Origin of the sequence: Legionella feeleii, assembly GCF_001467625.1 — a bacterium.
In the GTDB taxonomy this organism is placed as follows: domain Bacteria; phylum Pseudomonadota; class Gammaproteobacteria; order Legionellales; family Legionellaceae; genus Tatlockia; species Tatlockia feeleii.
The window spans coordinates 104,541-114,713 of record NZ_LNYB01000016.1; the positions used below are offsets into that span (position 1 = coordinate 104,541).

Genomic DNA, 10,173 nt, shown 5'->3' on the forward strand with positions numbered 1-10,173 from the left:
GATTATCAATTAACCTTCATGTACAATTAATCTTGCTTCCACCTGATGGTGTAAGTATTGGGATAGAATGATTTAACCAAAATAAGGAAGTTACGATGAATGTCATTGATACACAAACATCTTCTCAAACTACAAAACAAGAGCAAGGTCTTCAAGACTTGGTTTATGGTTTAGTAACTCGCTTTCTTGCTGAAAATAAAGGCAAGTCCATTGATGATCTCTATGACATGATTCTTTCTGAAGTAGAGCCACCTCTTCTTCAGGCTGTTATGGAGAAACGTCGTGGTAACCAACTGCAAGCAGCAAAAATGCTTGGAATCAGCCGTGGCACTATCAGAAAAAAATTACAGCGTTATTTCGGCACAAAATATTTTCGTCTTACAGACGAGTGATACCGTTAGCTAAACTGCAATTAGACTCTGAAAAAAGGCCCGTATTAACGAGCCTTTTTTTGTTTGGATTGTCTAAATCTTATGAAATTAAATTAAAACCAGTGTCGTTCACTTCCGCTTCCTGGTCAATTAAAGGCAAGGGTTTTTCCGGCTTGGCTGAAAATATACTTAATGGCCACGCAATTGAACCACTATTCGGGATTCTTCGTGGTAAAGGTATCATTGCACCAGCATTTTCTTTGCTCGCCAAGCTCAGTACAACTGGTAGGTGTAGAGCCGCACCAGGAAGAATAGCAGGTCCAGTTAGCAATGTTGCCAATAGCGCTTCCCTGTCTTGGGAATCTAAGGGTATAACGGCGTGATTACTGGAGTGTTCGCGAGCATCTTTAGCTGAATTCGTAGGTATTACATACTCGCTTATATAGGCACTATGACACTTGGCTTGCACCGGCGCAACAAATTCCACGGTACCTATTGGATTTCCGGCTGTTTTTCGAAATGAGAGCGCTGTGATTTCAGGCTGAGAAAAATCGAAGCGTAATTCTTTTTTGCCTGCAATTCCTGCTATTTCTTCTGTTACTTCACTCTTGGCTGTTTCAACAACTAAATTTCGACCATCAGCAAAATTCAGCTTTTTTTCAACATCCTGTGCTTCCAAAAAACCGCCTGGAACAGAATATAAACCAAGTTGGACTCGCTGCATTAATACCGTTTTACCATTACTGGTTACTAAAGGAGCAAGAACTCCTGTCTTAAAAAAACTCTGTTTATAAAGCTCACTCTGCTCCGGAAATTTCTTGCTTGATAAAGCGACAATAAAAGAATAAGGAACTCTTTTAGCTTCCATATAAACTGTATTCGTGACTTCATCATAGACCACCCCAGTAATAACCATTTGTTGGCCATCGTAAAACTTGGAGTTTTTCTTTTTTTGCTCTTCTACCACCAATAAACGTGCTGTCTCTTCCTCATCCGTCAGAGTGACTGCTGGCAAATCATCATATAAATTAGCAGGTGCTAAAGTTTTCACACTTTTTACAAAAACAACGTTTGGTGATTTTTTAAATTGGAAACTTGACTGTGTTGTATTTGTATCAAAATTAATTGCTCCTGGTTTAGTGTCAAGAGCATAACTACGTGTAACAGGCTGAGGTACAGGCGCGCTTTCTACAGAAGTATTTTTCCAAAGTTGAATAAGATCGAACATACCTACTCCCAAAATTGGGAATTATAGTTTTTTTTCAATTATTAATCAATGTGTTCAATAAAATCAGGTTCACCGGACATCAAACTCAAAGAAAAAAACAATAACTAAGGGTGAAGTAGAGAATTCAAGAGATTCAAAGAACTAAGCCTAGCTGACTGTGAATCTATTAGATAGGAAAAAGCCCGTCTTGAACGGGCCTTTAACCTTGCCATTAAACTTCCAGCAAAAGTTTATTCACTCGACTAACAAAATCAGCAGGGTTTTCAAGCTGGCCGCCTTCTGCAAGGACTGCTTGCTCGAATAACATCACTACCCACTCAGCGAATAACCCATCATCCGTTATGCCATGTAAGCGTTTGATCAAAGCATGTTCCGGATTTATTTCAAAAATGGGTTTGCTCGCAGATACCTTTTGCCCTGCTGCTTGCAAAATGCGTTGCATTTCTAGACCCATGTCCTGTTCATCAGCCACAATACAAGCAGGTGAACTGGTCAAGCGGTTAGTGAATTGTACTTCTTTGACGCGCTCTCCAAGAACATCTTTAATTTGCCTGAGCATAGGCTCCAAAGCCTTTTCCTGTTCTTTTGCTTGTGGAGTATCACTCGTGTCATCACCGGCTGGAAGATCGACTTTGCCTTTACTGATCGATTGCAACTTCTTGCCATTAAACTCACTTAAATAACTAACTAACCACTCATCAATGCGATCACTTAAGAGCAAAACCTCAATACCTTTTTTATTGAAAATCTCAAGATGTGGGCTATTTTTGGCTGCATTATAGCTGGCTGCAGTAATGTAATAAATTTTATCCTGCCCCTCTTTCATGCGTGAAACATAGTCATCCAAAGTAACTGTCTGCTTTTCTGAGCTGGATGTAGAGCTGCTAAAACGCAATAATTTGGCGATTGCTTCCCGGTTAGCATAATCCTCTACCGGTCCTTCCTTAAGTGCCAGGCCAAATTGCTCCCAGAAAAGTTGATATTTTTCCGGATCATCTTTACTCAATTTATCCAGCATTGACAAAACACGCTTAGTACATGCGGCTCTGATAGACTCAACCTGCTTATTATCTTGTAGAATTTCACGCGAAACATTTAATGGCAAATCACTGGCATCCACAATTCCTTTAACAAATCGTAGATAGCGTGGCAAAAATTGGGTTGCATCATCCATAATAAAAACACGCTTCACATATAGCTTTAGGCCGTGTTTCATTTCCTGTTGCCATAAATCAAAGGGAGCATTTGCAGGTATATACAGTAAACTAATGTAATCGTGTTTACCTTCTACATGGTTATGGGACCAGATTAAAGGATCCTGGTAATCGTGAGCGATATGTTTATAGAGGGTTTTATAATCTTCATCACTGATTTCTGATTTTTGCAGCGTCCATAAAGCCGTTGCCTTATTAACCGCTTCAAAATCAGGGCTTTCACTTGCTTTCTCTTTTTTCTCTTTTTGCTCAACTTCATCCATTTTTTTCATCATAATTGGCCAGCAAATATGATCCGAATACTTATGGATAATGCTACGTAGACGCCAATCACTCAAAAATTCATCCTGATCTTCCTTCAAGTGCAAAATAATTTCTGTGCCCCGCTCCTTTCTCTTTTCCTGTCCAATAGTGAACTCACCTTCACCATTGGATTGCCAGACAATCCCTTCATCAGCGCTGAGGCCAGCACGCCGGCTTTTAACAGTAACCTTATCTGCCACAATAAACGCAGAATAAAAACCAACACCGAATTGGCCAATCAGATGAGAGTCTTTTGCTTGTTCACCCGTTAAGTGGCTCATAAATTCCTTGGTTCCTGACTTCGCAATAGTACCCAAGTTTTCAACCGCTTCATCCCAGCTTAGGCCAATACCATTATCTTTAATAGTGATTGTTTTTAACTTTTCATTGAATTCGACAGTGATACGCAGATCAGAGTCTTTTTCGTACAAAGAGGCATTGGCAAGAGCAAGGAAACGAAGTTTATCCAATGCATCTGATGCATTCGAGATTAATTCACGTAAAAAGATTTCCTTATTGGAGTAAAGTGAATGAACAACAAGATGTAGCATCTGTTTCACTTCAGTTTGGAACCCCATAGTTTGTTGCTTAGCCACCATTTATAAATCTCCCATGACTCATAAAAATTAAAAAATTATTACTGAATACTCACGAATATTGCTTCGAAGAGCATTGTTATTAGATTTACCCCTTTATTTTTTATTGCCTAGATGCTGCAGGGGACATTTCATTCCACTTATATGTGGACGTCAGCCAGCAATTTCAAGGTGAAGAATTGAGTTTTATTAACAATTTTAATGATTTTACCCTTTAATGAGTTAACAATTACACCTGGTAATATTAAAAAACTTGGAGGAACCCATAAGAATGGCATTGAACGGCTATCCTGCCTGTGCTGTCAATTCATTTATAAACCTGCATTTATAAAGAACTGACAGTCAGCAGAATGAAGATGATAATAATACCTTAGTACTGGCTTCTTAGAGACTATAATACAATTCAAACTCAATAGGATGGACAAGACTTCTAACTTGTGCAATCTCAGCTTCGCGGAGAGAAATATAACTCTTAATAAAATCGCGGCTAAAAACATCACCTTGCAACAGAAAGTCGTGATCCTCTAAGAGATATTGTACAGCTTGTTCGAGGGAACCGCATACCGTAGGTACATCCACCAATTCTTCAGGAGGAAGATCATAAAGATCTTTATCAATGGGCTGACCTGGATGAATTTTCTTTTGTATACCATCCAATCCTGCCATCATCATTGCAGAAAACGCAAGATAAGGGTTAGCCATTGGATCCGGGAAACGTACCTCAATACGACGACCTTTCGGATTATTAATATGAGGAATACGGATCGCTGCAGAACGGTTACGAGCTGAATAAGCCAGTAAAACAGGTGCCTCAAAACCAGGAACCAGGCGCTTATAACTGTTAGTAGCCGGGTTAGTAAAAGCATTCAGCGCCCTTGCATGCTTGATAATACCACCAATGTAATAGAGGGCTGTTTCTGATAGACCAGCATATTGATCACCAGTAAACAAGTTGACTCCATCTTTCATTAAAGATTGGTGACAATGCATACCATTACCATTATCCCCCACTAAAGGTTTAGGCATGAAAGTCGCTGTTTTACCATAATTATGAGCTACGTTATGGATAACATATTTTAAAATTTGCAGTTCGTCGGCTTTTTTAGTTAAGCTATTAAAACGCGTTGCTACCTCACATTGGTTCCCGGTAGCTACTTCATGATGATGCGCTTCAACAACCATGCCTAAAGACTCTAGTGTCAAACAGATTGCAGAGCGGATATCCTGTGATGAGTCGACTGGTGGAACGGGGAAATAACCACCTTTGACACCGGGCCGATGGCCAATATTGCCTCCTTCAAAATTTTTACCAGAATTCCAATGTGCCTCATCAGAATCCACTTTATAAAAAGACCCACTCATGTTTGTTTCCCAGCGCACATCGTCAAATAGGAAAAATTCGGGCTCTGGTCCAAAAAAAGCTTTATCTGCAATACCGGTCGATTGCAAATAAACCTCTGCTCGTTGTGCTATGGAGCGTGGATCACGGTCATAACCTAACATAGTTTGCGGATCAACTACGTTGCAACGAAGAATCAATGTATTATCCTGATAAAATGGATCAGGAAGGATTGTATCCATATCAGGCATAAGAGTTAGATCTGACTGATGAATTTTTTGCCAACCTTTGATAGATGATCCGTCAATCATTTTACCGTTTTCAAGGAAATCATCATCTACAGCCCCAACAGGAATAGTAATATGTTGCTCTTTTCCTCGTGTATCTGTAAATCGCAAATCAATAAATTTAGCATCGTGTGCTTTTATTTTGTCGTATATTACTTCTTTGTTCATTATCATCTCCAAGATTGACCACCACCAAGTCTACCCTAAGTGACTTACTAAACCCAATAGATTACACTGTTTCCTATTAAAACTAATAGTAGTGAATATGGGCGCCTATCATTATCAAGCGCTAAATAAAGCCGGTTCAACTGCAAAAGGTGTTATTGAAGCTGATTCAGAACGCCAGGCTCGTCAATTACTGCGTGAGCGCGGTTTAATTCCAACACAAATTCGTGCTTTGGTTAAGCAACATCAATCACGTAGAAAAGGCAAGCTATCTGCTCAAGATTTGTCCTTATTTACTCGCCAATTAGCAACCTTGCTTGCTGCCGGTATTCCTGTGGAAGAATCTTTGCGCGGTGTCAGTGAGCAAACCGAAAAAGATAAAGTCCGTGAATTAATTATCGGTGTACGCTCCAAAGTACTTGAAGGATATGCTTTGGCACAAGCAATGGGTGAATTCCCAGATGCGTTTCCAGAACTTTATCGAGCAACAGTGGGTGCAGGTGAACAAACAGGTCGTTTAGACCTCGTATTAGAAAAATTGGCGCAATATACTGAAAATCAACAAGAAACCAGACAGAAAATTCAGCAGGCGCTTATTTATCCCTCCGTGATGATTGTTGTATCAACTGCGATCATTAGTTTCTTGCTTGCTTTTGTCGTGCCAAAAATTATTGAAGTCTTTACCAATAGTGGCCAATCTTTGCCGAATATGACTAAAGTGCTTATTACCCTCAGCGGCTTCATTAAATCTTATGGATTAATTAGTCTGGGGATCATTATTATTCTCCTGGCGGGCTTTAAAAAGAGTCTTCATAATCTGAAAATACGTACCGCCTGGCATCAGGTGTTGTTAAAATTACCTATTGTCTCCTATTTGGTTAAATCCATTAATGTAGCACGCTATATTCACACGTTTAGTATTTTATTTGCTGCCGGGGTTAATGTCCTTGAAACCATGCGTGTTTCTGCAAGCCTGGTAACTAACCTGGTTATGCGTAATGCATTCGATCTCGCCACCATCAGGGTCAGAGAAGGAAGTGCTATCAGTCAAGCATTAAAAGAAACCAGTTATTTGAGTCCAATGGCAACTCATTTAATTGCTAGTGGTGAAAAAAGCGGCCAAATAGCTGTCATGATGGAACGTGCCGCTTCGCATCTTGATAGTGAAGTAAAACGCCTCATTGATACCGCATTAACCCTTCTTGAGCCCCTAGTCATTCTACTCATGGGAGCGGTTGTTTTATTTATCGTGTTGGCCACTCTCCTACCCATATTTTCTATGGAGCAGCTTGTTACTTAGTCAATATTACTTACGTACAGATAAGAATTAGCAGCGATCCTTTTTGTATCGTGCATCCTCACCTTATAGTAGAATCAGCCCAGGGGTTATTTACATTTCTACAACCTTGGTGCTTATACCTTGATTTACTGCGCTTTGCTGCGAGGCTCGGAGAATCAAGCCATGATCACTCAAGTTAATGTCAACAGCCTCTAACAAATTGATTGAGGAGTTTTTTATGAATAGACAAAGTGGCTTTTCTTTAATTGAGATCATGGTTGTAGTCGTGATCCTGGGTATTCTTGCTTCCATCGTAGTTCCTAAAATTATAAGTCGTCCGGATGAAGCTCGCGTTGTTAAAGCGAAACAAGATGTACTTGCAATTCAAAATGCGATGGATCTATATAAATTGGATAATGGCATTTATCCCAGTACTGATCAGGGTCTACATGCCTTAGTTGAAAAGCCTACTTCTAACCCTATTCCTCGCGATTGGAAACAATACCTAAAATCTATACCTAAAGATCCTTGGGGGCGTGAGTATTTGTATCTTAATCCTGGAGAGCATGGTGAAATCGATATTTTTACCTTAGGAGCTGATGGGCAGCAGGGAGGCAGCGGTATTAATGCAGAAATAGGTAATTGGGATGCGCAATAAGGGTGGCTTTACCCTCATTGAAATTTTAGTGGTGCTGTTTATTGTCAGCATCACCCTAAGCTTTGCCTTACTTGCTTTTGGCGATTTTGGCGCCAGCCGACGCGTTATCGTTGCAGCAGAACAGTTTTCTGCTTATCTTAAGCTAGTGCAACAACAATCCATTATCGAAGGAAAAAATTTAGGTATTGATATTAATAACCAAGGTTATAAAACCTATCGTTTACAACAGGGAAACACATGGCAGGCTATGCCAGAAAAAAGCATTTTTCATTGGCAACATTTTCCTAATAATCTTGTCATTGATTTACAAAGCCCACTCAAAAATAATACGCGGATGCCTGATATTATGATGAGCCCTTCCGGGAATTTAACTAGCTTTAAATTGCGTTTTGGTACAACTGATAAGCCTGCACTGGCTACTCTGATTGGTAAACGCAATGGGCAGCTTATTCTCCTAAAACCCCAAGCATCATGACCAAGCGCTCTTATCAATACAAAAGTCAGACAGGCTTTACTTTGATTGAGGTTCTTTTAGCCCTGGCGGTTATTAGCATAGCCTTGACCGCCTTGCTGAAATCATCTGCCCAAAATATAGTCAATACACAACGAATAAAAGAGAAAACGATAAGTCATTGGGTGGCTATGCAAGGAGTAGCTATAGTTCAACTAGGCTTATTACAAGTGAATACCAGCCAGGAAGTAACCCAAGTCACTACGATGCTTGGTCAACGATGGTATTGGCGTGTCCAGGCTAATTCTACACCCATCAAATCTATGCAACAACTTACCATCACTGTCAGTAAAAACCAGGCCGGTCCCTTTGGCTCTCCATTAGTCGCATTTCGGTATCAACAAAAATGATCAAACAACAGGGCTTTACCCTTCTTGAAATTTTAATTGCACTGGTTGTTTTTGCCATTCTGGCAAGCCTATGTTCTTCTGCGATGTACAATGCCTTTCATACTCAAAAGCAAGTAGCACATCAAGCGGAGCAATTGAATGCCTTGCAATTAGCAGTCACACTGATTGAGCGAGATACAAAACAAGCTGTAGAAAGATCTGTCCGCGGTAATGACATGCATATTTTTCCTGCTTTTGTAGGACAAGCACACTATCTGGAATTTACTCGCACTGGTGTTGCAAATCCCGAAGCCGCTGAAAAACGTAGTACTCTTCAACGCATCGCTTATTTATGTGATAAACATCAACTGATAAGAAGAAGTTGGGAAACACTTGATACAGTAGAGCGTAGTCACTATGAAGACCAATCACTACTTGATGGCCTGGAAGACTGTGAATTTGCCTATTTGAATCATAGCTTGCAAGTATTGCCTGAATGGTTTGCAAATGCCTTACAGCAAAACCAGCGTAAAGAACCTTTTCCAAAAGCAATTCAACTTTCCCTAACATTAAAAACCTGGGGAAAAATGAGTTTTCTTTTGATTATTCCGGAGGGTCTTTATAGTGCTTAATATTGCCAAAAATAAAGGAAGTGCGCTTATTTCCGCACTGTTTATCATGACTCTTGTTGCAATAGCAGCTACGGCAATGAGCACTCGCTTGCAGCTTGATATTTACCGTACTCGCTTGACAATAAACAGTGATAAGCTCTATCTAGCTTCGCAGGCGCTAAGTTTTTGGGCAATGGATAAACTCACCGCGAAGAAAACTTCTTTCCTGGTTGGTGATATCTATGGCAAAGTCAGTAATTTTCCTACCAAGTTGCAAAAACTCTATCCGGAAGCTCTAATTGAAGGTGGCTTATATGATTTGCAAGCCCGCTTTAATTTAAATAATTTAACCGATAAAAAATATCAGGCCCTCTTTCTACAATTACTAGAATCGATATCATCACAAATGACTCCAGATGAGCGTAAAGAACTTACTTTAGCGACAACCAATTGGGTGATGCCTTATCAGCCCGGAATTGGTAATGAATTTTTTTCTTATTATTTACGAAAAAAGCCTGGCTATTACCCTAGCCAGCAACCGATGCAGAGTGTCTCAGAGCTCAGATTAATTAAAGGTGTTAGTGCCAAACTCTATCAACGCTTGTTTCCTTATGTCATAGCTCTACCAGAATCAACTCCAATTAATGTAAATACAGCACCCAAACAACTTTTAATGACACTAGGTAACGGCCTCAATGAAGAGCAAGTCCATGAGTTATTAGCTGCACGCGGAAAAAAAGGTATTTCTGATCTTAAAGCGATCTACCCTATTTTAGAAAAATTGAATATCCGCAGTGACCAAATTACCATTGAAAGTCAATATTTTATGACTATTGCAACGGTCAGAATAGGTGACTTAAGTCTCGTTAACTATACCATCATGAAGCGTAATAAAGATAAACAGGGAAAAATGTCTGCTCTTATACTGGGTGAAAGCTTAAATACGCATGGATAAAGACTATTTTTCCTTGTTTTTCATTTGCTGGTATAGCACTTCACCGCGTTCTTTATCTTGAGAAGACATAGTAGGTTCAAGCCGGGCAAGCTCCTTTGATGCTTGCTGATTTTTATTAAGAGTAGCCAATTTCAACCACGCATAAGCCCTAGAAACATCTTTATTAACACCAAGTCCGGCCAAATACAGATAACCTAATTTCCCCTGAGCCATTGCATTGCCTTGATCTGCTGCTTTACCGTATTCGTTCGGGCAAATACGGGTTGCATTGAAAGAGAAAATTAATTTAGAGGGTTTAGGTTAAAGGGCAAGAGAGCCCTATAGTCT

The 10,173-nt window shown here is 39.9% G+C and carries 11 protein-coding genes; 7 read left to right on the forward strand and 4 right to left on the reverse strand.

What is annotated here, in order from left to right:
- Window positions 1-95 precede the first annotated feature (95 nt).
- Window positions 96-392 carry a helix-turn-helix domain-containing protein gene (locus Lfee_RS02680; RefSeq protein WP_058443741.1) on the forward strand — a complete coding sequence of 99 codons (297 nt, stop codon included), beginning with the start codon at window positions 96-98 and terminating at the stop codon, window positions 390-392.
- 79 nt (window positions 393-471) lie between these two features.
- Here Lfee_RS02680 and Lfee_RS02685 read toward each other — a convergent pair whose 3' ends face one another.
- The 3 genes from Lfee_RS02685 to glnA all read right to left on the reverse strand — a co-directional run bounded on the left by Lfee_RS02685 (window position 472) and on the right by glnA (window position 5,506).
- Window positions 472-1,599 (reverse strand): hypothetical protein, encoded by a 1,128-nt coding sequence (locus tag Lfee_RS02685; protein ID WP_058443742.1) that lies wholly within the window; start codon window positions 1,597-1,599, stop codon window positions 472-474.
- A 211-nt stretch (window positions 1,600-1,810) separates the two neighbouring features.
- The gene (htpG, locus tag Lfee_RS02690; protein WP_058443743.1) at window positions 1,811-3,715 is read right to left on the reverse strand and encodes a molecular chaperone HtpG; all 1,905 of its coding nucleotides are present in this window, start codon (window positions 3,713-3,715) and stop codon (window positions 1,811-1,813) included.
- A gap of 381 nt (window positions 3,716-4,096) precedes the next feature.
- Entirely contained in the window at window positions 4,097-5,506 is a 1,410-nt protein-coding gene (glnA, locus tag Lfee_RS02695) for a type I glutamate--ammonia ligase (protein WP_058443744.1), read from the reverse strand.
- Between the two features lie 97 nt (window positions 5,507-5,603).
- Between glnA and lspF the strand changes: the two genes are divergently transcribed.
- The 6 genes from lspF (at window position 5,604) to gspK (ending at window position 9,846) form a co-directional block, all read left to right on the forward strand.
- Window positions 5,604-6,803 (forward strand): GspF family T2SS innner membrane protein variant LspF, encoded by a 1,200-nt coding sequence (gene lspF / locus Lfee_RS02700; RefSeq protein ID WP_058443745.1) that lies wholly within the window; start codon window positions 5,604-5,606, stop codon window positions 6,801-6,803.
- Between the two features lie 217 nt (window positions 6,804-7,020).
- The gene (lspG, locus tag Lfee_RS02705; RefSeq protein WP_058443746.1) at window positions 7,021-7,440 is read left to right on the forward strand and encodes a GspG family T2SS major pseudopilin variant LspG; all 420 of its coding nucleotides are present in this window, start codon (window positions 7,021-7,023) and stop codon (window positions 7,438-7,440) included.
- Entirely contained in the window at window positions 7,430-7,915 is a 486-nt protein-coding gene (gspH, locus tag Lfee_RS02710) for a type II secretion system minor pseudopilin GspH (protein WP_058443747.1), read from the forward strand. The genes lspG and gspH overlap by 11 nt, the downstream gene beginning before the upstream one ends.
- Complete coding sequence (lspI, locus tag Lfee_RS02715) at window positions 7,912-8,301, forward strand: GspI family T2SS minor pseudopilin variant LspI (protein ID WP_058443748.1); 390 nt, start codon at window positions 7,912-7,914, stop codon at window positions 8,299-8,301. Before gspH ends, lspI begins: the two co-directional genes overlap by 4 nt.
- Window positions 8,298-8,912, forward strand: a complete 615-nt coding sequence (gene lspJ / locus Lfee_RS02720; protein WP_058443749.1) for a GspJ family T2SS minor pseudopilin variant LspJ — start codon at window positions 8,298-8,300, stop codon at window positions 8,910-8,912. Before lspI ends, lspJ begins: the two co-directional genes overlap by 4 nt.
- Complete coding sequence (gene gspK / locus Lfee_RS02725; RefSeq protein WP_156413352.1) at window positions 8,905-9,846, forward strand: type II secretion system minor pseudopilin GspK; 942 nt, start codon at window positions 8,905-8,907, stop codon at window positions 9,844-9,846. The genes lspJ and gspK overlap by 8 nt, the downstream gene beginning before the upstream one ends.
- A 3-nt stretch (window positions 9,847-9,849) precedes the next feature.
- On the opposite strand, the gene Lfee_RS02730 is transcribed toward gspK, so the two are convergent.
- Complete coding sequence (locus tag Lfee_RS02730) at window positions 9,850-10,059, reverse strand: SEL1-like repeat protein (RefSeq protein ID WP_058443751.1); 210 nt, start codon at window positions 10,057-10,059, stop codon at window positions 9,850-9,852.
- Window positions 10,060-10,173: the final 114 nt, after the last annotated feature.